Below are 23,685 nucleotides of genomic sequence, written 5' to 3'. Positions count from 1 at the left end.
CAACCTTATTGGTGCGATAGCACGAATCCGCTATCAATCAGCATCAACACTGAATTTCATGGCGCTATCGCAAGTCCCCTCCCAAAGGGGATTTATGGTGTTTTGAGAATTTCTGAAAAAGTTTTGGGGTGCGCTGTAACGCATCGCCCTGTCGTTTCTCTAGAGCAGTAAGCAAGCACAAACGCTTGCCAACCCAAGCTCAATTTCGGAGAAACATCATGACTGCTACCACCCGCACCCTGTCCGCCACCGCCCTGGTTCTGGCCCTCGGTTCTGCCCTGAGCATTGCCGCTGTCTCCACTGCCCACGCCGCTGACGCCAACATGGAAAAATGCTTCGGCGTGGCCATGAAAGGCCACAACGATTGCGCCGCAGGCGCTGGCACCACTTGCGCTGGCACGGCAAAAACCGACTACCAGCCAAATGCTTTCAAACTGGTGCCTAAAGGCACCTGCGCCACCACGATGAGCAAAACCTCGCCAACCGGTTTCGGCCAGATGGAAGCCTACAAAGCCAAGTCGTAATCAGCACCCAGCCGGAGTGCCGACCATGAACTCTTTATCTTCCGGGCTCCCGCCCCGCTCCGGGCTGGGGCTCAAGACCGAGCACTTTCGTGAAGTGCTCGGTGCACAACCGGACATCGGTTTCTTCGAAGTCCACGCCGAAAACTACATGGTGGCCGGCGGCCCGTTTCATCATTTTCTGGGGTTGATCCGCGAGCAATATCCGCTGTCGCTACACGGCGTTGGCCTATCCATCGGTGCCGAAGGTCCGCTGGATAGTCAGCACCTGCAAAGGCTGGCCGCGCTGATCGAACGCTATCAACCCCAATCCTTTTCCGAACACCTTGCCTGGTCCAGCCATGGCCCGGTGTTTCTCAACGATCTGCTGCCCCTGGCCTACGATGCGCCGACGCTGAACCGCGTCTGCGAGCACATCGATCAGGTGCAGAGCACCCTCAAACGCCCGATGCTGCTGGAGAACCCGGCGACGTATCTGGCATTCCAGCGCTCGACAATCGATGAAGCCGACTTCATCAGCGAAGTCATTCATCGCACTGGCTGCGGCCTGCTGCTGGACGTCAACAACGTCTACGTCTCCTGCATCAATCACCAAAGAGATCCGCTGGCCTACATCGACGCACTGCCGCTGCACACAGTGGGAGAGATTCATCTGGCCGGGTTTGCCGAAGACACCGACAGCCTCGGCGACCGTCTGCTGATCGACGATCACGGCGCCCCCATCGATCACGCGGTGTGGGCACTGTATCGGTGGGTGCTGGAGCGAGTCGGCCCGATCGCCACGTTGATCGAGCGCGATAACCGGTTACCGGCCTTCAGCGTGCTGCATGCCGAAGCTCGCCAGGCCGATGAGTTGCTGCATTGCGCGGGGGGCCGATCATGAGCACTCAAGTCGCGTTTGCCACCGCCCTGCTCGATTCGCATCGGCCCTGCCCCGACGGTTTGCTCAGTGCCAACGGCGCCGATCCGGCCAGCCGTTTCGCGGTATATCGCAACAATGTGCAGAGCTCGCTGATCAACGCCCTGGCCGACAGTTACCCGGTGGTTTTGCAGTTGGTGGGCGATGAGTTCTTTCGGGCGATGGCGGGGCTGTATGTGCAGAGTTCCCCGCCTCAAGGCCCACTCATCAACGACTACGGCAAGGACTTCGCCGAGTTCATCGATAGCTTTGAACCGGCAGCCAGCGTGCCATACCTGGCCGACATGGCGCGGCTGGAGCGGTTGCGCGTTCAGGCCTATCACGCGGCCGATGCGCAGCCCCTGCGCCATGAACAGATTGCCGCCGGGCTGTCGGACCCGCAGGCGCTGAGCGAGCTGACGGTCGGGTTTCATCCTTCGCTGAATCTGCTGACTTCGGCCTTCGCCGTGGTTGCGATCTGGGCGGCGCATCAACAGGACACAACGCTGGCCGGGATCGATCTCGGCCACGGGCAAAATGCGCTGGTGTTGCGCAATGGCCTGGAGGTTGAGGTCTTTGCCATCGACCACGGCGCCAGCACCTTCATTCAGAACCTGCGAAACGGCCAATCCCTGACCAGAGCGTTAGAGACAGCGCCCGCCTTCGACCTCAGCCAAACCCTGGCGCTGCTCATCAGCCACGACGCCATCACCCACTTGCACCCTGACAAGGTATCGCCATGAACGTCCATCAGAACCCCATCGCCCGCGTCATCGCGCTGCTGGAAAAAATCCCCCACAGCCTGATCGCCTTTATCGCGCGTTTTTCCATTGCCGCGGTGTTCTGGAAATCCGGGCAAACCAAGGTGGAAGGCCTGGCCATCGACTTGATCGACGGCACGTTTCAACTCGGCGTACCGAGGCTGGCGGACTCGACTATTGCGTTGTTCCAGAGCGAATATCACCTGCCGCTTCTCTCCCCGGAACTGGCGGCGCACCTGGCGGCCTTCGCCGAGCATTTCTTTCCGGTACTGATTCTGATTGGCTTCGCCACACGTTTTTCGGCGCTGGCACTGCTGGGTATGACGCTGACTATTCAGCTGTTCGTGTACCCCGATGCTTATCCGACCCACGGCACCTGGGCTGCGGTGTTGCTGTACTTGATGGCGACCGGGCCGGGCAAGTTGTCGATTGATCATCTGATTGCCCGACGTTACGCCCGCTGATGCCGACCTCAGAACTCCAGACAATAAAGAACCCCTGTGGGAGCGAGCCTGCTCGCGATAGCGGAGTGTCAGTCAGCATCAATGTCGAATGTCACACCGCTATCGCGAGCAGGCTCGCTCCCACAAGGGTTGCGTGGTGAGACGTCATCGTTGAAGCCGATCCAATGCCTCGCCGCTGCGCTTGAACCAACCAATCAAATAATCCGCCAGCACTTGGGTACGTTTCGGCAAACCGCCCTGATACGGGTGCACCAGGTACATCGGCATGCTGCGAGTCTGATAATCGCGCAGGAGCCAGCGCAAACGCCCGTCAGCCAATTCCTCTTGCAACAAATAGGACGGCAAACGCGCAATGCCCGCATCCGCCAGCGCGGCTTTCTTCAAGAGGTTGTAGTGGTTGCTGGCGAACGGTCCCGACACCCGCACCCGCAGTAACTCGTGCTGTTGGTGATAGAGCCATTCTTCGCGACCGCTGTAATGGCTGTTGAGCAGGCAGCGGTGTTCGGCCAGGGCCTGAGGCGTCAGCGGTTCACCGAATCGCTCAAGGTACGCAGGGCTGGCGCAGGTCATCTCGTGCCAGGCCAGCAACGGGCGGGCGACCAGGCGTTCGTCATTGGCCACTTCCGAGCGGATCGCCAGATCGAAACCGTCCCGGGACAGGTCACGGTAGTCATTGTTGAGCTCCAGTTCGATCTGCACCTCGGGGTACTGCCGGGAAAATTCCAGCAGCGCGCCGTCAAAGAAGGTTTCCCCCAATGAAACCGGAACCGTCATCCGCACCGGGCCGGCCATGTCGTCTTTCAACCGCGCCAAGGCCTGACGCGCTCGCTCAACTTGAATCACCAATGCCTGGGCTTGCGGCAACAACGCCGCGCCCGCCGCCGTCAGGCTCAAGCGGCGCGTGGTGCGTTGCAGCAACACCACGGCAAACCGCGTTTCCAGCAGGCTGATGCGTTTGGAGAGTTGCCCTTTGCTGCAACCCAGTTGCTGCGCCGCCAGGGTGAAACTGCCCGCCTCGATCAACACCGCGAACGCCGCCAGGTCGTCCATTTCGCTCATGGGATTGTTTCCATCTGAAAACCAAAAGTTGCCTATTAGCACGCTTATCAATGGAAAAAACCACTCTAAACTTGAACTTCAATCCAACCCATTCAGGTACAGCACGATGAAAATTCTTTTGATTGGCGCTTCTGGCACCGTCGGCTCGGCCATTGACCATGAACTGTCCCAGCGCCACGAAATCATCCGTATCGGCCGTAAAAGCGGTGAGTTTCAGGTCGACATCAGTGACAGCACCTCGATCCGCAAATTGTTCCAACAGACCGGCAACTTCGATGCGCTGATCTGCGCCGCCGGCAGCGTCAACTTCGTGCCGCTGGCGACCATGACCGAACAAGACTTCGAGCTCGGCTTGCGGGATAAGCTGATGGGTCAGGTCAACCTGCTGCTGATCGGCCGGGAATTCGCCAATGACGGTGCATCATTCACCTTCACCACCGGCATCCTCAGCCACGATCCGATTCGCACCGGCAGTTCGGCCTCGCTGGTCAATGGTGCGCTGGACAGCTTCGTCCGTGCAGCGGCTATCGAACTGCCGCGCGGTCTGCGCATCAACTCGGTCAGCCCGAATGTGCTGGTCGAAGCCATGGGCAGCTATGCCCCGTACTTCCGTGGTTTCAAACCGGTGCCCGCCGCCGAAGTGGCGCTGGCCTACGCCAAGAGTGTGGAAGGCTTACAGACCGGCCAGACCTACCGCGTCGGCTGACCCTGGTCCATATGGCACCCGCGACGATCATTCAATCAATGTGGGCAGGAGTTTTTTAGCAATTGATCGCGGCATCGCAATCCTGAGCTGCGCCCCCAGAACCGAATGCACCGTCGCTGTACTTATCGGATGGCCATTGATCGATAAGGTCAATGGCTGGCCCAACGACTCACGACTGATTTTTTGTATACGCTCGGTGGCCTGCGGACTCAACGTGACTGCCAACATGACGTGATCCGGATTGGCACCGTCGTTATCCTTCAGTAACATTTCCATCCTGATAAAGTCGGCGGCTGACGAGAAATCAATCTCGCCAGCATGGCTCGACCCGGCGCTCACCATCGCCAATAGCACCATCCAGATCTTCCAGCTCATGACGCCTTCCTCCTATCCTCATCACGTTTCAAATGCTGGGTACCTTACCTGTCAGGACCAGGGCTTGCGCGCAAAAACAATACACAGAATGTTGCTAACGTCACCGGTGACTGACGCCGGATGAATACTCACCTTGTGATCGCCGGCAGGGCTCAGTAACGTGACGACACTTGTCAGGAGACTCAAAGATGCGTGTTGCCCGTTCCTTAGTGCTTGTTGCCCTGCTTCCGCTGTTCGCCGCCTGCCAGTTGCTCGATGGCCCACGGGAAAGCGCTTCCCATGTGGGCCAGACTCGCATGCAAGGCCAGTTGACGGCGGCCGACGGCAAGCTGCTGTTCCAGCCATGCAATGAGCAGCGCAGTTATGTGGTCAACGACACCGGCGGCACCAGCGTCCTGCAAGAGGCCGCGACCCTGGCCGATGATCAGGGCAAGTTGTTTGCCGACGTGCGTGGCCGGATCGTTGCCAATGGTGCCGATAGCCGGCTCGATCTGGCCCAGCTGTACCGCGTCGAGCGCTCGGGCACGGCATGCGACGATCCCAATTTCAAACTGCTGATCCTGCGCGCCGCCGGCCATGGCCCTGAATGGAACGTCAAAGTCAGCGGAAAGGGCATGGTCATCGACCGCGCCGGCCAGCCGCCCTTGGCCCTGCCGTACGTTGAAGAGCAACTGGGCGATGGCCGTTTCAACCTGAGCACCGAAGCCAATAATCAACGCATCGAGCTCTGGGTCGCACCGCAACGTTGCGTCGACAGCAGCACCGGCAGCGTGCAACACATGAGCGCCGAGCTGCGCATCGATGGCCAGGTGCAACGCGGCTGTGGGTATTTTGGCGGATCGCGCGACGACTGATCGTTTTTGCCTCACGGGAATCATCCTTTGAGGCTTATAATCGCGGGCTTCAAACGCCCTGGCGCAGTTGTGCGCCCCGCGAACCGGATCCCGTCATGTTACGAATCACCGAACTCAAGTTGCCGATCGACCATCCCGAAGAAGACCTGCGCCCTGCCATCGTGCAGCGCCTGGGCATCGCCAGTGATGACCTGCTCGATTTCACCTTGTTCAAGCGCAGCTACGATGCGCGCAAAAAGTCCTCCGAACTGTGCTTCATCTACACCATCGACCTCAACGTTCGCGATGAGGCGTCGGTGCTGCACAACTTCGCCGATGACCGTAACGTCAACGTGGCGCCGGATGTCAGCTACAAAGTGGTCGGCCAGGCGCCGGCCGATCTTGAGCAACGTCCTGTCGTGGTGGGTTTCGGCCCGTGCGGAATCTTCGCCGGGCTGCTGCTGGCGCAAATGGGCTTCAAGCCGATCATTCTCGAACGTGGCACTGAAGTGCGTCAGCGCACCAAGGACACCTGGGGCCTGTGGCGTAAAAGCGTGCTAAACCCCGAATCCAACGTGCAATTCGGTGAAGGCGGCGCGGGTACGTTTTCCGACGGCAAGCTCTACAGCCAGATCAAGGACCCGAAATTCATCGGTCGCAAAGTCTTGCACGAGTTCGTCAAGGCCGGCGCGCCGGAAGAAATCCTCTACGTCAGCAAACCGCACATCGGTACGTTCCGTCTGACCGGTGTAGTGGAAAACATGCGTGAGCAGATTCGCGCCATGGGTGGCGAAGTGCGCTTCCAGCAGCGCGTCACTGACGTATTGATCGAAGACGGCCAATTGGTCGGCGTCGAGCTCAATGGCGGTGAGCAGATCCATTCGAAACACGTGATTCTGGCCCTCGGCCACAGCGCCCGGGACACCTTCCGCATGCTGCACGGTCGTGGCGTGTACATGGAAGCCAAGCCGTTTTCGGTGGGTTTCCGCATCGAGCACCCGCAATCGCTGATCGACCGCGCGCGCCTGGGCAAATACGCCGGGCACCCGAAACTCGGCGCTGCCGATTACAAACTGGTACATCACGCCAGCAACGGTCGTTCGGTCTACAGCTTCTGCATGTGCCCGGGCGGCACCGTAGTGGCGGCGACCTCCGAGCCGAACCGCGTGGTCACCAACGGCATGAGCCAGTACTCGCGTAACGAGCGCAACGCCAACTCCGGGATCGTCGTCGGGATCACCCCGGAAGTCGATTATCCAGGTGGCCCACTGGCTGGTATCGAGTTGCAGGAACGCCTGGAATCCCACGCCTTTGTGTTGGGCGGCAGCAACTATGAAGCACCGGCGCAATTGGTCGGTGACTTCATTGCAGGCAAACCATCGACCGAATTGGGCAGCGTCGAGCCGTCCTACAAGCCGGGCGTTGCCTTGGGCGATCTGGCCCTGGCGTTGCCGGCGTTCGCTATCGAAGCGATACGCGAAGCCTTGCCTGCGTTCGAGAAACAGATTCGTGGCTACTCGCTGCACGACGCCGTGTTGACCGGGATCGAGACGCGCACGTCATCGCCACTGCGGATTACCCGTAACGAGTCGATGCAGAGTTTGAACGTGAAGGGCTTGTTCCCGGCCGGTGAAGGCGCGGGTTATGCGGGCGGGATTCTGTCGGCGGGCGTCGACGGGATTCGGATTGCCGAAGCAGTGGCCCGAGACATCCTTGGCCTCGAAGCCTGACACGCAAATCCCCGACACAACGTAATACCTGTGGGAGCGGGCTTGCCCGCGATAGCGGTGGATCAATCAACATTTCTGTTGAATTTGAATCCGCCATCGCGGGCAAGCCCGGCTCCCACAAGGGTCTTCAGCGTCTGAAATATCTTAGATATTTGCGCGCAACACGCTGGCCGGCAGCGGCTCGCCGCGCTCGACACTCGCCGCCACGGCATCCATCAACCCACTCAACTCATACCCTTGGGCCTTGAGCCAGGCCTGATCGTAATAAGTGGTGGCATAGCGCTCGCCGCCATCGCACAGAATCGCCACGATCGACCCCGATTCCCCCGCCGCTTTCATCTGTTGCGCCGCCATCAAGGCGCCGATCAGGTTGGTCCCGCTCGACCCGCCAACGTGACGCCCCAAACGCTGGGCCAGATAATGCATGGCCGCCAGCGACAACGCGTCCGGCACCTTGACCATCGCATCGATCACCTTGGGCAGGAACGACGCTTCCACTCGCGGCCGACCAATGCCTTCAATCCGTGACCCGCACTCCAGGCGCAGGCTGGCATCGCCGGTCTGGTAATAATCGAAGAACACCGAACGCTCGGCATCGGCGCACAGCACGCGGGTGCAGTGCTGGCGATAACGCACGTAACGGCCCAGCGTCGCGGTGGTGCCGCCGGTACCGGGGCTGGAAATCAGCCAGTTCGGCTCCGGGTGCTGCTCGAAGCGCATCTGCTGGAAGATCGATTCGGCGATGTTGTTGTTCGCCCGCCAGTCGGTGGCGCGCTCGGCGTAGGTGAACTGGTCGATGAAGTGCCCATCGTGTTCGCGAGCCAGGCGTTCGGACTCGGCGTAGATCTGGGTCGGATCGTCCACCAGATGGCTCTTGCCACCGTAGAAAGCGATCTGCGCGATCTTCTCTTTGGAGGTGGTCGCCGGCATCACCGCGATGAATGGCAAGCCCAGCATTCGAGCGAAGTACGCCTCGGAAATCGCCGTCGAGCCGCTGGAGGCTTCGATCACCGGCGCACCGGGTTTGAGCCAGCCGTTACACAGGGCGTAGAGGAACAACGAGCGCGCCAGCCGATGTTTCAGGCTGCCGGTGGGATGGCTCGACTCATCCTTGAAATACAACTCGATGCCCGGCAACCCCGGCAGAGGCAAAGGGATCAGGTGGGTATCGGCGCTGCGCTGGAAGTCGGCTTCGATGATCCGGATGGCTTCGCGGGCCCACTGTCGGTTGTCGCTCATGATGGTCTTCTCGTTGAATCAGGCAAAGAGTCGGCCTTGTCGCAAGGCTCAGCCCACAAGCTTAGGAAAGAACCTGCATCATGCACAGATACAGCTGAGGTCCAATACGTCCGGCAACTGCTAGGCTCAGGCCTTTGCTGCCCGTCCACGTTGTAACGGCATATAACAAAAAAGAATATAACTTTTGTTTTAACAACTAACGGTACGGGTTAGGGTGTGCCACCTTTTGAATTCATCGATGGAGAGCGACCTTGCCTCTGCGTAGCACGTTCACGCGTTTCTTTCAGTTGGAAGCTGCCAGCGGTCTGTTATTGATCGCCGCGGCCGCTCTCGCCCTGATCATCAACAATTCATCGCTGTCGTGGCTCTATAGCGGCTTGCTGGACACCCCCGTGGTGGCTCAGATCGGCGCGCTGAAAATCGCCAAGCCGCTGCTGCTGTGGATCAACGACGGCCTGATGGCCCTGTTCTTCCTGCTGATTGGCCTGGAAGTGAAACGTGAGGTTCTCGACGGCCAGCTGTCAAAACCGTCGCAAATCGTACTGCCCGGCGCGGCGGCGATTGGTGGCATGGTGGTGCCGGCGCTGATTTACTGGTTCCTCAATCGCGACAACCCGTCCGCCTTGGGTGGCTGGGCCATCCCGACCGCCACCGACATCGCCTTCGCCCTCGGCGTACTGGCCCTGCTGGGCAAACGCGTGCCGGTGTCGCTGAAACTGTTCCTGATGACCCTGGCGATCATCGACGACCTGGGCGCGATCATCATCATCGCGATCTTCTATTCCGGCGCGTTGTCGACCTTATCCCTGGCGTTGGCTGCGGCCTGCATCGCGGCCTTGATCGGGATGAATCGACTCGGCGTGGTGAAGCTCGGGCCGTACATGATCATCGGGCTGATCCTCTGGGTCTGCGTGCTCAAGAGCGGCGTGCACGCCACGCTGGCCGGCGTGACGCTGGCCTTCTGCATTCCACTGCGCACGAAAAACGCCGAGCCTTCGCCGTTGCTGACCCTGGAACATGCCCTGCACCCGTGGGTGGCCTACGGCATTCTGCCGCTGTTTGCCTTCGCCAACGCCGGCCTGTCACTGAGCGGCGTGACGGTCGAAAGTTTCACCCACGACGTGCCGATGGGCATCGCCGTCGGCCTGCTGCTGGGCAAGACGGTCGGCGTGTTCGGCCTGACCTGGCTGGCGGTGAAAATCGGCATCGCCGCCCTGCCCCAAGGCGCCAATTGGGGCCAGGTACTGGGGGTGGCGATCCTCTGCGGCATCGGTTTCACCATGAGCCTGTTTGTCGGCTCCCTGGCCTTCGTGCCCGGCGCCAGTGAGTACGCAGGGATGGATCGAATGGGGATTCTGACCGGCTCGATTCTGGCGGCATTGATCGGTTATGCGGTGACGGCGGCGGCGAGTCGCAAGAGCACTGCACCTGTTTTCCTGAGCGAAAAAGAACACTCTTAACGACATTCAGGATTCGTCCTACAGCCACGATTAGCCACGTTCGTTAACGTCGCGCAGCCCGCTTTCGGGGGTTGCCGATGGACGAGCGAAAGGACAATCAGTGGCTGGCAACAAGGACATTCCACGGGTTAAAAACCCACCGTCAGGTGATGGGCATCACGTCACCCACCGCTACATGACGGCCACCGAACTGGCCGAGCGCGATGCCAGACAAAACGCTTACGACGCCATGCTCGCCCGGCAGCAGATCTTCGAAGACAGCCTTCAAGTCGCTGCGAAAAAGGACGACGTTGTCCGCGCGGGATGCGTGTTCGCCAAGTCCTGCAAGCTGTCCGATGCAATCATCGACTACACGAATCCCTCCGGCGTTGTTCCGACTGACAGCCTGAAGGATTACGGCGAACTGGTTCTGCTCGGCGCTCGCGAGGCCGATGAAAGTGGCGTCATGCCGCTGAAGAAAATCAGCGGCACCGCGATTCCGGCGGGTTTCGGCAGCTTTGCTTTGACCGGCTCGGCGTTCGCCGCACTGCCCGCTGTCGCCGCCAGCACCGCTGCGGCCACCCTGGCAGGTTTGGTGGCCCTGGTCATACCGTCGAGCCTTGGCGACAGCTCGCTCTACACCGAAGACCAACTGCGCGCCCTTAAACAGGCCCGCACTCGCGTTCGCCTGCGTGTCGAGCAACAGGCTGACGGCAGTCTGAAGGGATACGGGTTCTACACCGGCAAAAACCGTGACTGGGAGATGGTCGATGTCGTGCAGTTCACCTTGCGCGGCAGTCAGCAGGTGGCTGACCTTGGGGACGGCGTTGAGCTGATCTGGACACCGGCCGAGGACGGTTCAAACATCCTCGGCATCCCCGCGCTGGAAGCCGCACCGCAAGCGCCGCATATTTGGGTTTATCCGCCGACGAAGGCGGCTGACAACATCATCGTGAACCCGGTATATCCGCCGGAGTACAAGGATTTCATTCTTGTGTTTCCGGCGGATTCGGGGGTGTTGCCGGTTTATATTGTGGTGAGTAATGCTGGAAGACGAATTCCTAACCCCGATCACGACTATCACTCTGCACCTGAAACAGAGGAAATCACTGGCTTCTCGGGTTTGAAAGAAGCAAAAAAGAAAACCCCACGACAAGGGGGCGGTGGACTTCGAGAGCGTTGGATTGATGCCAAAGGTCGAACAATTTATGAATGGGACTCTTTGCATGGGGAGCTGGAAGCTTATCGGGCAAGCGATGGGAGCCATCTAGGCTCGTTCGACCATACAACAGGCGAGCAAATAGATCCGCCCAAGAAAAACCGCAGCATTAAAAAGTACTTGTGAGGATGGCATGGGACTGAAAGTCAGATTGGATTGGTATGACAAGGAAACGGAAATAGCGGAAGGAAAGGAGTACTCCGCAGACCTTGGCGACGATGGTTCAATCATCGAAGCATTAGGTTTGATGGGAGAAAGCGAGATCTATGATGGAGGATTTGATGTTTTAGCGTCTTGGGTGCCGGAGCTTCAATCTCTGTTCAACCATCAAATTGATATCACCGCTTTTGACTACCAAGTTGCGTTTCGATATCGGCAAGTATGGTGAGATCCAAGGCCGATATTTTCCAGAACCTAGCCCCATAACGCACCGACGCAGTAGGCCAAGACTGTCAGTGACATACCTGAGAGGCGCATATCGATAAAGTAATGATGGGGAAGAGAATGATATTTATCGCAATCTCCGGTTTCTTCGACGAACCGAACCCGGACGATTCATTGCAATACAAAAAGGATGTGCCGCAGGCCTTAGAGGGAGTGGTACTTAATGTCATGGGCTGGTCAATTTTGTGGGACGTACCGATGGGAGAGCACAAATTATCCACCACTCAAGCCAGCACAATTATGGAATCGGTCGGCGACTCTTTCAGAGACGACTTGGTGTACTACATGGGACTTTGCCAAAACTAACGATGTTGAATCTGACGTCACTGAAAGCAGCAGACACAAAAAACCCCGACCAGTCACCTGATCGGGGTTTTCTTTTACCCTTCGCTCCGCTTAGTGCGCAACGCGGCTCGTACCATCAACAGTGGCGATCCGCACCCGCTCACCCACGCGGAATACTTCGTTTGGCTGAACTTCCTGCACGTAGGCGCGCATGCTGCCATCGTCTTCGCGCACGGTGATCTCAACACCTTGCGTACGGGTCAGGCCTTCTTCGGCAGCCGAGCCCATCAGGCCGCCGGCGACGGCGCCGATGACCGCTGCGACGATGCTGCCGCGACCGCCGCCGATGGCGCTACCGCCGACACCGCCCACGACTGCACCGGCGGCGCCGCCGATCGGGGTTTTGGTGCCTTCGATTTTCACTGGGCGCAGGGCTTCGATGGTACCCATGCGAATCGTCTGCACACGACGCGCTTCGTCACGGGAGTAGGAGTCACCGGTCAAGCTCGATTGGCAGCCAGTGAGCAACATCGCCATCGTGGAAAAGGAAGCAACCAGCAGAACAGACTTACGCATAGCATCAAACTCCATAGGACAGGTATCCATTAAACTCCGCAGCTTGACGCCTGTCACGGCATCGCCGGGATAAAATTGGTTTCATTCAGGCCAAGTACAGGCGCTTTCTCGAACCCACACACAGTAGCGTCAAATTACAAAATCTGCGCCACCGACCCAAGGATTTTCATGGATTACTTCATCATTGTCGTCACGACCGTCGCCGGTTTGTACTTCCACTGGTGGCTGTACGTGCGGATCAAACGCTGGATGGACCGCGATCTGGCGTTGTCACTGGCGGGTAAAGACGAACAGAAAAGAGCCTTTATGCTCCAGCAACTGGCGAACGCTCAAACGCAGAAGATCAAGCGGCGGGACCTGCCGCAGTGGCTGGAGGCCGCTGCGGCAGGGTATCCCGATCGGTAGGCTGTTTACGGCGCCAGGCGTTCACGAACCCAGTCGGTGCCTTGCAAGCGGTAGTTGAGGCGATCGTGCAGACGGCTCGGACGGCCCTGCCAGAATTCGATGCGCTCGGGTAGCAAGCGATAACCGCCCCAGTGCTCGGGGCAGTGAGGCTGAGTGTCGCTGAAACGTTGCTCGGTGTTCTTGAGCAGCGCTTCCAGCTCGGCGCGATCAGCAATCACCCGGCTCTGGGGCGAGGCCCAGGCACCGAGGCGGCTGCCCAGAGGACGAACCTGATAATAAGCGTCGGACTCTTCAGGCGTGACCTTCACCACCCGCCCTTCGATGCGCACCTGACGCTCCAGGGCTGGCCAGAAGAACGTCATGGCCGCAAATGGATTGGCTGCCAGATGCTGACCCTTGTCACTTTCATAGTTGGTGAAGAAGGTAAAGCCCTGCTCGTCCAGGCCCTTGAGCAGCAGAATGCGGCAATGCGGCCGACCGTCTTGATCGACGGTGGCCAGCGTCATGGCATTCGCCTCCACCGGCACCTGCTCGGTTTTCACCGCATCGGCAAACCACTGATGGAACAGCTCGAACGGCTCGGCCGGAGCTTGCGCCTCGGTCAGGCCATCTCGGGTGTAGTCGCGACGCATATCTGCCAAGGGCCGGGTCATGGCGCATTCCTTTTGGTTAACGAATCACTTTTTTGTGTCATCAACGGCGGCGGTGCTCTTCGAATCAACAGCGGCTTTGGCCGGCGCAGTCTTTTTCACCACTGCTTTTTTGGCTGGAGCCTTGGCGGCCGCTTTCTTGGCTGGTGCCTTTTTCGTCGCAGGCACAGCCGCTTTCTTCGCAGCAGGCGCCGGAGTCACAGGCTTGGCCACTGGCTTGATGTCTTGTGCAACGACCGTAGTTTTCACCGGTGCTGGTGCCGGCATGTTGTACTTGCTCAGCAACGCGACCATGGTGTTTGCCGGCGTCACCAACAGCTCGACGCGACGGTTCAAGGCACGACCTTCAGAACTGTCGTTGGCGGCACGCGGAGCCTCACCACCCATGCCGCGCAGCATCAGGCGATCACGCTGCAGACCGCTGAGACGGAAGATCGCCGCCACTGCCTGGGCGCGTTCCTGGCTTAGCTTCACGTTGGCCGGTGCGGCGCCCGACGTATCACTGTGACCGAGTACCAGCACGGCGGTCTTTGGATCGGCTTCAAGGATTTTCGCGACACGGGTGAACGGGCCGAGTGTTACCGGCAGCAGCATGGCCGGACGATCGGGGTTGAACGAGCCGTCTACCGGTGCCGTGACAACCAGCACGTTTTCACGGCGCTCAAGTTTCAGATTGCTGTCCTTGATCGCCTCGCGCAGACGCGGTTCGTAATCGTCGAGCCAGGCCTGGGTGACTTTCGGGTCAGGCATCGGCACGACTTTGGCGGTGCTCTGCTCCTTGCCGCCGAACGGCCACCACCATTTGCCACCGGCATCGGCTTCAGCCTTGGCCACAGCGACCGGTTTGGCTTCAGGTTTAACCTCAGGCTTCACGTCGGGCTTGGCGACCTTGTCGGCAGCGTCATCGGAACCGAACGGCCAGTACCAAGGGGATGCACTGTCAGCCTTGGCGACGGGTGCTGTTGCAGCAGGTTTCAGCGGGGCCGGGGCCGGCGCTTTGGTCGCAACCTTATCGGAAGAGCCGAACGGCCACCAGCTGCCGCCGTCTGCGTCATTTTGTGGGGTTTGTGCGCAACCGGTGATAGCGAAGCACAGGGCCAGGGCGAGAGTTTTATTGGATGACATTGGATATCCACAAAATGAAGTAATGAAAAATCAGACCGGGTTAGCCCGGATAAACAGCGCTTTGAAACCACAAAGGCTTTCGGGTTCCGGCCCTGGCCCCCTTAAGCGTGATTTACAGACAAGTGGCCAGTACTCGCACAAGCTTTTGCGCTCGTGGATCCATCAAGACGTACGGCCCCAGGGTATTTGTCACAAAGCCGAAGGCCACATCGTATTCTGGGTCAGCAAAACCGATGGAGCCGCCGGCGCCCGGGTGACCGAACGCCCGTGGGCCGAGGCCGTAGGTGGCGTTGGGTACATCCGGTTGATCGAGCATGCAACCCAGGCCGAAGCGGGTCCGGGTCAATAAAGTCTTGTCTTCGCCGACGCTGTGTTCGCGGGTCAGCTCGTCGAGCATTTCGCTTTCCAGCAGACTGCCGTCGAGCAGACCGGCGTAGAACCCGGCCAGGCTACGGGCATTGCCATGGCCATTGGCGGCCGGTTGCTGCATGCGCCGCCATTCCGGTTTGTTGGTACTGGTCATTATAGACGGCGGGTTGGTGAAGGCCCGCGTGCTCATGGCTGTCGGTTCGCGCATGGTCACTTGTAGCAAGCGCTGGGCCGCGGCATCGCCGAGGTTGCCCTTACTACGAGCAATGTGCGCCACGCGATGGAACTCTTTGTCGGCGAGGCCAACGTGGAAGTCCAGCCCCAAAGGCTTCGCGACCCGTGCCACGATGGATTCGCCCGGTCCACGACCGTCAGCGCGACGCAGCAACTCACCGACCAGCCAGCCATAGGTGATCGCCGCATAACCATGACCTTCACCCGGCGTCCACCATGGCGCCTCGGCGGCCAGGGCATCGACCATGGTCCGCCAGTCATAAAGTGCTTCAGGGGCCAGCAACTCGCGCAGCGCAGGCAGCCCGGCCTGATGGCAGAGCAAGTGGCGCAGGGTCACGGATTCTTTGCCGGCGGCAGCGAACTCAGGCCAGTAACGAGCAACCGGGGCATCCAGTTGCAGCTTGCCTTCAGCCACCAGTTGCAGCGCGGTCACGGCGGTGAAAGTCTTGGTGCAGGAAAACAGGTTGGCAATGGTGTCACTGTGCCAGGCTTCAGTGCCATCCTTATCGGCGGTACCGCCCCAGAGATCGAGGACAGTTTCACCGCCAATCCGGATGCACAACGCCGCGCCACGTTCCTGAGGATCGTCGAACAGCGCCGCAAAAGCTTCGCGCACCGCTTCGAACTTAAGCTCGTAATGACCCTGAATCTGCACCCACAACTCTCCCGGATAAACGCTCTATAAAGTGGCCCGCATTGTTCCAGCCCTTGAGGGTTTTGGGAACAGGGCCGGGCCGGGCGGTGTACCCACCCATAGAATTAATCAGAAACCTTTGTGGCGAGGGAGCTTGCTCCCGTTGGGCTGCGAAGCGGCCCCAAAAAAGGGACTGCTGCGCAGTCCAACGGGTGCAAGCTCCCTCGCCACAGGGGATATCAGTGCTTAATGGCCACTGCCCGAATGCCCGCCCGCGTGGCCAGCGCCCTCCCCCGGGCCTTTGCCTGCCTCACCTTTCCTGCCGCCCTCGGCATCGTGACCTGCTTTTTCCGCCTCGGCCCTTGCCTTCTCGGCCTCTTTGCCGAGTTGATCGACAGTCTGCAAATTGCTTTTGCGCACAGTGTCGACAAAGCCCTGGAACGGCAGGTCAGTAATGCCCACCAGCCCGAAGTGACCGTTCTCGCCATCCAACAGGCGACCGGTCACCGGTTGATCGAGGTACTGGAACCAATGCACCCCGACAATCGACGGTTCGCTCATCGCCTGTTTAAGGAAGTAGGCGTAGGCCGGGCCGCGGTCTTCTTCCTTCGCCAGTTGCGTCACGCCGCCCCAGAACGGGCCGCGATCCTTTGATCCGAAGTTGAATTCGGTGATCAGTACCGGCTTGTCCAGGCTGCGCAGTCTGGCGAAGTCGTAACCGTCCTGGGGTTGCAGGGTGTACATATTGAAGCTCAGCACGTCGCAGTATTGCGCGCAGGACTCGACGGCTTCGGGGGTACTGACGGCAAAACGCCCCCCCAGCAACAACTGGTTCGGCGCATGCCATTTGAGCGAATCGGAGACGGTTTTGAAGTAGGTGTCGGCGAACACTTTCTGGAAGTATTTGAAGTCGGCTTCGATTTCCGGGTATTCGGCGCTCGGCTGCGGCGGCACGAAGCCCGGGTCTTCCATCAACTCCCAGGCCGGCAGATCAATACCCCATGCTTTGGAAAGGCCCGCCTGGTTGCGGTACTTATCACGCAGCTGTTTGAGGAAGGCACGTTTGGCCGGCACATCGGTGGTCATTTTCAAAGTGCCGTAGGCCAGCGCGTAACGGGCCTTCGGGTCATCGCCGGGACCGGCCCAGGCCAGTTCATTGTCGGCGAAGTAACCGATCAGCCACGGATCGTCGCGATGGTCGCGAGCGGCGATGGCCACGGCACGTTCGGTGGCCATGGCGAAACGCGGATCGAACGGGTCGGGCATGCCGCCCCACCAATCGGTGCCGGTGCTGATGCTGGCGTAATCGCCGACGATCGACAGCGGCAAGGTGTACGGCACCCGATCAGCGTTGCCCAACACCGGTGCGCTCCAATTGCCGATGGTGTTGAAACCCCAGGCTTGCAGGCGATCGAGGGTATGACTGGCCCAGCGTTGTTCGTCGAAGATCACTTTGCAGGGTTCGGCGGCCGTTTGCTCGGCCGCTTTTTCGACTGACGCTTCAACGGCGCCGGTCTTGGCCGCGTCGGCAACACCCGCCGCGGATTCGGTCGCCGCAGGAGCGGCTGATTGCTCGGCAGCCTTATCGGTCGTCGCCTCGACCGCATCAGCCTTGGCCGCTTCAGCGACACCGGCCTTGGTGTCGCTGCCCGGTACGCAAGGTTTGCCATACAGACGCTGCAGGTTGGCGCCATAGAAATCGTACCAGCGACCGGCGTTGTAGGCTCGGCCCTGATCGACGCCATTGCCGCCACGGTTGTCGCCTTCGCCATAATAGCTGGCAAGGGGCTCGTCGGGTTTGGGCAGGGACTCGAACATCCACTCGCGACCGGCGACGTAGGTCTGGTTGACGCTCGGGGTCGCGCTGTTGACGCCGAGGGAATAGAACGGATGCCCTTCCGGGGTCACCAGGTACCAGCGGCCGTCACGCTTTTCGGTGCGGAAAAAGCCGCTGGCCTTGAACGCCGGGCCTTTGGTCCAGCCGCCGAACTTGTCCAGCGAGGTCTTCTCGCGCTCAGCCAGCCAGGTTTTCAGTTGTTGCTGTTCTTTGGCCGCCGCGGACTTCAGTTGCTCGTCGCTGCTGACCTTCTCTGGCCATTTGGCCCGGGTCGATTGACCGTAAGCATCCACCAGAGCGCCATAAGCGGCCTTGGTGACCGCCTCGCCATCCTGCACGCCGAAGCGCTCGAGCAGGATGCTTTGGGCGACTTTCGGCTGATCCATCGACAAAGTCACCGACACCACCTGGCTGCGGTCCAGCTCACCGGCGCTGCTGGCCAGCAATACACGCTGGCCTTCGAAGGTGATCGGCATCGGCGGGCCGGCTTTCATGCCCTGGCTCAATGGCGAACTCGGCTGCAGCGGTACCAACAACGTCTGCGCAGGCCCGGCCGGCAGATCGACGCGGCTGACCAGGGTCTTGCCGTCGTTGCTCTGGATTTTCACGTACAGGGTCACGGCCCAGTTCATCGCGCTCTGGATCCGCAGGCTCATGACACCCGACTGCGACCAGTCCCAGGCACCGGTCTGCGGCGTCAGGCGCAACGTCGGCTGGGCGACCGGGTTGAAGGTCACGCGGCGCAACACTTCGCCTTCGGCCGTTTGCTCAGCGTTGGATTGCGGCAGGCTGGCGTCCTGAGTCGCCACCTGGACCACGTCGGCGGGACGCACAAAGTTGAACAGCGTTTGCTGACCGGCAGGGGCTGCCAGCAAAGGGGCTGCGAACATCAAGGCAAAAACAGCGGGCAACGAACGGCGAATCATAGAAACGTGGATCTCCCAAGCGACCATCAATGGGCCAGTGGAAAAGCGGTGGCAATGAGGTAGACAACGCGGTGGGCTTATTTGCCCACCGGGGCATCAGGAAATTTCACGACGGAATGGCGGCAATGCATTGAGAATAGCTTTGCCGTAGCGCTGCGTGACCAGACGACGGTCGAGCAAGGTGATGGTGCCGCGGTCTTCTTCGGTCCGCAGCAAGCGACCGCAGGCCTGGACCAGCTTCAGCGAGGCGTCCGGCACGGAGATTTCCATGAACGGATTGCCGCCGCGAGCCTCGATCCATTCCGCCAGCGCCGCTTCGACTGGATCGTCGGGCACCGAGAACGGAATCTTGGCGATCACCACGTGCTCGCAGTACGCACCGGGCAAATCCACGCCTTCGGCGAAACTCGCCAGGCCGAACAGCACGCTGGAATCCCCGCCATCAACCCGCGCCTTGTGCTTGTTCAGGGTTTCCTGCTTCGACAGGTTGCCTTGAATGAACACTTGCTTGCGCCAGTCGCGGTCCAGACCGTCGAACACGTCCTGCATCTGTTTGCGTGAGGAGAACAGCACCAGGGTGCCACGGGAGCCTTCTACCAGTTGCGGCAGGTCGCGGATGATCGCCGCGGTGTGGGCCGGCGCGTCACGCGGGTCGGCTTTCAGGTCCGGCACCCGCAGCACACCGGCGTCGGCATGATGAAACGGGCTCGGGACCACCGCGGTCACGGCGGTTTTAGGCAGGCCGGCACGCATGCGGAAGCGGTCAAAGGTGCCGAGGGCGGTGAGGGTCGCCGATGTCACCAGCGCCCCGTAAGCCACGTTCCACAGGTTGCGTCGGAGCATGTCCGCCGCGAGGATCGGGCTGGCATTGACCTCGATGTCGAACAGCGAACCGCTTTCGGCCAGGGTCAGCCAACGGGCCATGGGCGGGTTGTCTTCCGGGTCTTCGACGGTGAAGGCGGTCCACAACTCCCAGTTGCCCGAAGATCGGGACAACAGGCTGCCGAACAGCGGATACCACTCTTCGGCCTGGTTACTGGCGATGCCGATGTTGACCTCGCCGTCCATGCCTTCCTTGAGCAGTTCGGTGAGCCGGGTGAACAGATCGGTCAGGCGGGCAAAGCCCTTCTTCAGCTCGATGCCCATTTCGCGCATGTGCTCGGGAATTACCCCGCCGACGAAACGGTGACGTGGCCGCTCGCGACCTTCGACATCTTCGCCGGGTTTGAAGTCGGCGGCTTGCTCACAGGCGCTGAACATGAATTGCTGCTGGGTTTTGATCTCCCGGGCAAGCTCCGGCACCTGTTCGATCAACTTGCCCAGATCGCCCGGCAGCGGGTGCTGAGCCAACAATTTGGTGAGGTTCTTGGCGGTGGTTTCCAGCCAGTCGGCAGTGGAGCGCAGACGCGTGTAGTGGGCGAAGTGACCGATAGCCTTGTCCGGCAGGTGATGGCCTTCGTCGAACACGTAGATGGTGTCCCGCGGGTCCGGCAGAACCGCGCCACCGCCCAGGGCCAGGTCGGCCAGGACCATGTCGTGGTTGGTGACAATCACGTCGACCTTGCCCATGCCTTCACGAGCCTTGTAGAAGGCGCACTGGCCGAAGTTCGGGCAATGACGGTTGGTGCACTGGCTGTGATCGGTGGTCAGGCGCGCCCAGTCGGCGTCTTCCAGCGCCGTCGACCAACTGTCGCGGTCGCCGTCCCACTTATTACCGGCGAGCTTCTCGATCATGCTGGTGAACAGCTTCTGGCTGGCCTCATCGACCTCGATCTTGAAGCCTTCTTCTTCGAACAGCTGCGCGGTGGCAGTCTGCGCGTGACCTTCCTGGAGCAACATGTCGAGCTTGGACAGGCACATGTAGCGCCCCCGGCCCTTGGCCAGGGCGAAGCTGAAATTCAGCCCGCTGTTGCGCATCAGGTCGGGCAAATCCTTGTAGACGATCTGCTCTTGCAGGGCCACGGTGGCCGTGGCGATCACCAGACGCTTGCCGGCGGCCTTCGCGGTCGGGATGGCCGCCAGGCTGTAGGCCACGGTTTTGCCAGTACCGGTGCCGGCTTCCACCGCGACAATCGCGGGGTCGCCACTGCGCCGGCCTTCGTCGTCGGTGTCGATGGCACCGAGGACCTTGGCAATTTCGGCGATCATCAGGCGTTGGCCGTAGCGCGGCTTGAGGCTCTTGGCTTCGAGAAAACGCGAGTAGGCGCCCTGGATCGTGGTTTTGAGTTCGGTGCTGATCATCAAAAAAGGCTGGATAAATTTTCAGTGGTTCGGATCGGCCGCTATCATACCCCGCTAATCAATCCCGCGCAGAACGGAGTACCTCAATGACACCTTTTGGCATCGTTTATACCCTGCATGTCCTGGCCGCCCTGGTGTGGGTCGGCGGCATGTTTTTCGCCTGGATGGTCTTGCGCCCCGCGGCAATGAAGGCGCTGGAAGGCCCTGCCCGGTTGAAGCTGTGGGTGGAAGTGTTTCAAGGTTTTTTCCGCTGGGTCTGGATCGCTGTGGTGCTTTTGCCGATCAGCGGCGTGGGCATGATTCATCTGCAGTTCGCAGGATTTGAAGCAGCGCCGCGGTATGTGCAGGTGATGATGGGATTGTATGTGGTGATGACGGCGCTGTTTATCCGGATTCAGGCGTTGTTGCTGCCGGAACTGCGCACGGCGGTGACGGCTCAGGATTGGCCGACAGGTGCGGCGGTGCTGGGTAAGATTCGGCGCCTGGTGGGGATTAATTTGGTGGTCGGGTTGGTGCTGGTGGCGATTGCGGCGGCTCGGCCGATGTTTTGAGGAATATATAGTTCTGGGAAGCTTTTGTGGCGAGGGGGCTTGCCCCCGTTGGGTCGCGAAGCGGCCCCAAAACCAGCGATCCCATTCGTTCAGAATGAACGCGGTGACTGGTTTACGACTGCTTCGCAGTCGAACGGGGGCAAGCCCCCTCGCCACAAGCAAGCTCCCTCGCCACAGAGTTACTTGCTGGCTCTTACAACCGCTGAATTGTCACCGAACCCGCCACCCCCGCAGGTCCCGGCTGGCCATCTGCGCCGGGACGACCACTCTTGCCACCATCGGCTTTATAGACGACGCAGCCCTTGGATTTGCCGCCCGCTCCCGGTTTGCCACCAGGTCCTGCCGCGCCACCCACCCCGCCGGCAATCTCGACCTTGATCCGCTGCGCAGGGTAATCACGCGGCACTTCCAGTCGAACCAACGCCCCCGGCGCACCCGGCTGACCGTCGCTGCCATTACTGCCATCGGCGCCGCGACCGGCCTGGCCCCAGGTGCAACCCGGTGCTTGACCGTTGGCCCCGTCGAGGCCGATAAAACCCGGAGCGCCCGCGCCACCGCGAGCGTCTACCGACAATTGCGGCGCGTTCAACGCTTTGATCTGCAGATCCAGATTGCGCCCGGAACGAGCGGCCTTGAGGTAAGTCCCCGGCGCGCCCCGTGCAGTGATCTGGCTGCCTTCGGCCAACTCGGCACGGCTGACCTTCAACACCAGGGCTTGCTCGCTCGGCACAATGGCGATCCGCGCGTCACGTCCCAGGTGCAGCTCACCGACCGTCACTTCGGTCACGTTCGAGGGAATCAGCAAGGTGCCGTAATCGGCGACTTCCAACCGCTCCAGTTGCAAGGTACTGGCGGTGTTGGGCAAGCGCATCAGCGAGTTGGTTTCGACGCTCACCACCTGCGCGCAGGCCAATGGGCTGATAAGTGCAGCGAGCAGACAGAGTTTACGCATGGGAGGCCTTCGAAGCGGCCGGGGCCGGAATGGTTTGCAGGTGGAAAACGCCGAAAAAGACAATCTTCAGGCGATCACGCCAAGGGTGGGCTCGACCTTTGAGGCTGCGGTTGCAGAACACCAACTCCAGAAGATGGAGCCCTGCCAACACGCTGCCCGCCAGATTGACCAACAGGTGCAGCGGATGAACAAACGGTATGAGCAGGTTGACTAGCGCCACCAACCAGAACAGCAGGGTCAGTAACTTCCCCAGCCCCCAAAACACCTTCATACGCTCCTCCGTTGAGAATTATTCTTTGCGCGCACAGTAACGGCTTACGTGCGGGATAAGCCAGAGGGCAACAAAAAATTCTTCCCGAAGGTCGCGGATTGGCCGCCGGACAAGCCTGAATCGTCATCCGACGGCTCTATCACATGGCTCAGCGATTGATATGCAACTCCACGCGACGGTTTTGCGCCCGCCCTTCTTCCGTGTCGTTATCGGCTATCGGTTGGCTTTCGCCCCGGCCTTCGCTGGTGAGTTTGTTCGGCGCCAGCCCCAGGCTCAACAGGTAGGCCGCCACGCTGCTGGCACGCCGTTCCGAGAGTTTCTGGTTATAGGTGTCCGAACCCTGGCTGTCGGTATGGCCGACGACTTTGACGCTCACCACATCGGCGCTCTGCAACTTGGCCATCAACGAATCCAGCTGACTGCGCGCTTCGGGCATCAGGTCGGATTGGTTGTAGGCGAACAGCACGTTGCCGTTCAGGGTGATGACTTCCGATACCGGTGGTTCAACTGGTTTCACGCTGGCCGGGTATTGCGGCAGCGGGCAACCGTGATGTTCGACGGGGGTATTGGCAGGCGTATCAGGACAGCGATCACGTCGATCGAAGACACCATCATCGTCTTCATCGCCATCCTGGGCGTAGCAGATCAGGCCACCGGTCAAGATCCCGAGCGCCGCTCCACCCGCTGCCCAGCCACTGCTTTCAATTGCGCCCAAACCGCCACCGACCAGCCCGCCTATGACACTGCAGATCGGCCAGGTGCGTTGATTGAGGGGGGCGGTACCATCGCTGTGAGTCGCACAACCGGTCAGAAGACTGCCAAGCAGCAGAACCGGCAAGACGGTCCTTGTGAGAACGCTCATTGTGAATGCTCCTGTGTCACCGGCCCATACCGGTCACACAGGAGTAAAGACCCGCATCCGCGACTGTACAAGCCGCGGA

The 23,685-nt window shown here is 60.3% G+C and carries 25 protein-coding genes; 13 read left to right on the top strand and 12 right to left on the bottom strand.

Translation table 11 applies throughout. The features are described 5' to 3' along the window. Window positions 1-218 precede the first annotated feature (218 nt). The 4 genes from ACZ3HH_RS13220 to ACZ3HH_RS13205 are packed head-to-tail and all read left to right on the top strand — an operon-like array spanning window position 219 to window position 2,644. On the top strand, window positions 219-524 hold the full coding sequence (locus ACZ3HH_RS13220) for a BufA1 family periplasmic bufferin-type metallophore (protein WP_123360549.1): 306 nt from the start codon (window positions 219-221) through the stop codon (window positions 522-524). 25 nt (window positions 525-549) lie between these two features. Continuing rightward, window positions 550-1,404 (top strand): MNIO family bufferin maturase, encoded by an 855-nt coding sequence (gene bufB / locus ACZ3HH_RS13215; protein WP_465805182.1) that lies wholly within the window; start codon window positions 550-552, stop codon window positions 1,402-1,404. Beyond that, window positions 1,401-2,162: an HvfC/BufC N-terminal domain-containing protein gene (locus ACZ3HH_RS13210; RefSeq protein WP_465805180.1), complete on the top strand. Its 762-nt coding sequence runs from the start codon at window positions 1,401-1,403 to the stop codon at window positions 2,160-2,162. Before bufB ends, ACZ3HH_RS13210 begins: the two co-directional genes overlap by 4 nt. Further along, on the top strand, window positions 2,159-2,644 hold the full coding sequence (locus ACZ3HH_RS13205; RefSeq protein ID WP_465805178.1) for a DoxX family protein: 486 nt from the start codon (window positions 2,159-2,161) through the stop codon (window positions 2,642-2,644). The genes ACZ3HH_RS13210 and ACZ3HH_RS13205 overlap by 4 nt, the downstream gene beginning before the upstream one ends. A gap of 144 nt (window positions 2,645-2,788) precedes the next feature. Here ACZ3HH_RS13205 and ACZ3HH_RS13200 read toward each other — a convergent pair whose 3' ends face one another. Beyond that, window positions 2,789-3,703, bottom strand: coding sequence for a LysR family transcriptional regulator (locus ACZ3HH_RS13200; RefSeq protein ID WP_465805176.1), 915 nt, complete (start codon window positions 3,701-3,703; stop codon window positions 2,789-2,791). A 106-nt stretch (window positions 3,704-3,809) separates the two neighbouring features. Here ACZ3HH_RS13200 and ACZ3HH_RS13195 point away from each other — a divergent pair, with 106 nt between their 5' ends. Further along, complete coding sequence (locus tag ACZ3HH_RS13195; protein ID WP_465805175.1) at window positions 3,810-4,409, top strand: short chain dehydrogenase; 600 nt, start codon at window positions 3,810-3,812, stop codon at window positions 4,407-4,409. Window positions 4,410-4,436: 27 nt separating this feature from the next. On the opposite strand, the gene ACZ3HH_RS13190 is transcribed toward ACZ3HH_RS13195, so the two are convergent. Next, window positions 4,437-4,784 (bottom strand): hypothetical protein, encoded by a 348-nt coding sequence (locus tag ACZ3HH_RS13190; protein ID WP_465805174.1) that lies wholly within the window; start codon window positions 4,782-4,784, stop codon window positions 4,437-4,439. Between the two features lie 188 nt (window positions 4,785-4,972). Here ACZ3HH_RS13190 and ACZ3HH_RS13185 point away from each other — a divergent pair, with 188 nt between their 5' ends. Both ACZ3HH_RS13185 and ACZ3HH_RS13180 read left to right on the top strand, forming a co-directional pair. Further along, on the top strand, window positions 4,973-5,638 hold the full coding sequence (locus ACZ3HH_RS13185; RefSeq protein WP_465805172.1) for a COG3650 family protein: 666 nt from the start codon (window positions 4,973-4,975) through the stop codon (window positions 5,636-5,638). A gap of 95 nt (window positions 5,639-5,733) precedes the next feature. After that, a complete protein-coding gene (locus tag ACZ3HH_RS13180; protein WP_465805170.1) occupies window positions 5,734-7,347 on the top strand; it encodes an NAD(P)/FAD-dependent oxidoreductase in 1,614 nt (537 codons plus the stop codon). Window positions 7,348-7,491: 144 nt separating this feature from the next. Here the strand turns inward: ACZ3HH_RS13180 and ACZ3HH_RS13175 are convergent, their stop codons facing one another. Further along, a complete protein-coding gene (locus ACZ3HH_RS13175; RefSeq protein ID WP_465805356.1) occupies window positions 7,492-8,589 on the bottom strand; it encodes a PLP-dependent cysteine synthase family protein in 1,098 nt (365 codons plus the stop codon). A 248-nt stretch (window positions 8,590-8,837) separates the two neighbouring features. Between ACZ3HH_RS13175 and nhaA the strand changes: the two genes are divergently transcribed. From nhaA to ACZ3HH_RS13155, 4 genes are all read left to right on the top strand, one after another. Further along, the gene (gene nhaA / locus ACZ3HH_RS13170) at window positions 8,838-10,046 is read left to right on the top strand and encodes a Na+/H+ antiporter NhaA (RefSeq protein WP_465805169.1); all 1,209 of its coding nucleotides are present in this window, start codon (window positions 8,838-8,840) and stop codon (window positions 10,044-10,046) included. A 100-nt stretch (window positions 10,047-10,146) separates the two neighbouring features. Further along, window positions 10,147-11,370: a colicin E3/pyocin S6 family cytotoxin gene (locus tag ACZ3HH_RS13165; protein ID WP_465805167.1), complete on the top strand. Its 1,224-nt coding sequence runs from the start codon at window positions 10,147-10,149 to the stop codon at window positions 11,368-11,370. Between the two features lie 7 nt (window positions 11,371-11,377). After that, complete coding sequence (locus tag ACZ3HH_RS13160) at window positions 11,378-11,632, top strand: colicin E3-like toxin immunity protein (RefSeq protein ID WP_367374420.1); 255 nt, start codon at window positions 11,378-11,380, stop codon at window positions 11,630-11,632. Between the two features lie 116 nt (window positions 11,633-11,748). Next, window positions 11,749-11,994 carry a pyocin S6 family toxin immunity protein gene (locus tag ACZ3HH_RS13155; RefSeq protein WP_465805165.1) on the top strand — a complete coding sequence of 82 codons (246 nt, stop codon included), beginning with the start codon at window positions 11,749-11,751 and terminating at the stop codon, window positions 11,992-11,994. Window positions 11,995-12,084: 90 nt separating this feature from the next. Here the strand turns inward: ACZ3HH_RS13155 and ACZ3HH_RS13150 are convergent, their stop codons facing one another. Beyond that, window positions 12,085-12,549 (bottom strand): outer membrane lipoprotein, encoded by a 465-nt coding sequence (locus ACZ3HH_RS13150; protein WP_454187595.1) that lies wholly within the window; start codon window positions 12,547-12,549, stop codon window positions 12,085-12,087. A 168-nt stretch (window positions 12,550-12,717) separates the two neighbouring features. Between ACZ3HH_RS13150 and ACZ3HH_RS13145 the strand changes: the two genes are divergently transcribed. Continuing rightward, on the top strand, window positions 12,718-12,954 hold the full coding sequence (locus tag ACZ3HH_RS13145) for a hypothetical protein (protein ID WP_008005816.1): 237 nt from the start codon (window positions 12,718-12,720) through the stop codon (window positions 12,952-12,954). Window positions 12,955-12,959: 5 nt separating this feature from the next. Here the strand turns inward: ACZ3HH_RS13145 and pdxH are convergent, their stop codons facing one another. From pdxH to dinG, 5 genes are all read right to left on the bottom strand, one after another. Beyond that, window positions 12,960-13,607, bottom strand: a complete 648-nt coding sequence (pdxH, locus tag ACZ3HH_RS13140; protein ID WP_465805162.1) for a pyridoxamine 5'-phosphate oxidase — start codon at window positions 13,605-13,607, stop codon at window positions 12,960-12,962. A 24-nt stretch (window positions 13,608-13,631) separates the two neighbouring features. After that, the gene (locus tag ACZ3HH_RS13135; RefSeq protein ID WP_465805160.1) at window positions 13,632-14,729 is read right to left on the bottom strand and encodes an OmpA family protein; all 1,098 of its coding nucleotides are present in this window, start codon (window positions 14,727-14,729) and stop codon (window positions 13,632-13,634) included. A gap of 112 nt (window positions 14,730-14,841) precedes the next feature. Beyond that, entirely contained in the window at window positions 14,842-15,987 is a 1,146-nt protein-coding gene (locus ACZ3HH_RS13130; protein WP_465805158.1) for a serine hydrolase domain-containing protein, read from the bottom strand. A gap of 225 nt (window positions 15,988-16,212) precedes the next feature. Next, window positions 16,213-18,729 carry a beta-agarase gene (locus ACZ3HH_RS13125; protein WP_465805156.1) on the bottom strand — a complete coding sequence of 839 codons (2,517 nt, stop codon included), beginning with the start codon at window positions 18,727-18,729 and terminating at the stop codon, window positions 16,213-16,215. A gap of 96 nt (window positions 18,730-18,825) precedes the next feature. Beyond that, window positions 18,826-20,970 (bottom strand): ATP-dependent DNA helicase DinG, encoded by a 2,145-nt coding sequence (gene dinG, locus ACZ3HH_RS13120; RefSeq protein ID WP_008005800.1) that lies wholly within the window; start codon window positions 20,968-20,970, stop codon window positions 18,826-18,828. An 86-nt stretch (window positions 20,971-21,056) separates the two neighbouring features. On the opposite strand from dinG, the gene ACZ3HH_RS13115 reads away from it, so the two are divergent. After that, window positions 21,057-21,521: a CopD family protein gene (locus tag ACZ3HH_RS13115; protein ID WP_465805154.1), complete on the top strand. Its 465-nt coding sequence runs from the start codon at window positions 21,057-21,059 to the stop codon at window positions 21,519-21,521. A gap of 193 nt (window positions 21,522-21,714) precedes the next feature. Here the strand turns inward: ACZ3HH_RS13115 and ACZ3HH_RS13110 are convergent, their stop codons facing one another. From ACZ3HH_RS13110 to ACZ3HH_RS13100, 3 genes are all read right to left on the bottom strand, one after another. Continuing rightward, window positions 21,715-22,473: a collagen-like protein gene (locus ACZ3HH_RS13110; protein ID WP_465805152.1), complete on the bottom strand. Its 759-nt coding sequence runs from the start codon at window positions 22,471-22,473 to the stop codon at window positions 21,715-21,717. Then, window positions 22,466-22,744: a DUF1145 domain-containing protein gene (locus ACZ3HH_RS13105; RefSeq protein WP_123360569.1), complete on the bottom strand. Its 279-nt coding sequence runs from the start codon at window positions 22,742-22,744 to the stop codon at window positions 22,466-22,468. Before ACZ3HH_RS13105 ends, ACZ3HH_RS13110 begins: the two co-directional genes overlap by 8 nt. 148 nt (window positions 22,745-22,892) lie before the next feature. After that, window positions 22,893-23,606: a PA1041 family peptidoglycan-binding anchor lipoprotein gene (locus ACZ3HH_RS13100; RefSeq protein WP_465805150.1), complete on the bottom strand. Its 714-nt coding sequence runs from the start codon at window positions 23,604-23,606 to the stop codon at window positions 22,893-22,895. Between the last annotated feature and the right edge of the window lie 79 nt (window positions 23,607-23,685).

It is taken from the genome of Pseudomonas sp. PME37.24/025 (genome assembly GCF_055556615.1).
Note: the sequence above shows the minus strand (reverse complement) of the source record. Positions and strands in the feature narration are given on the sequence as shown.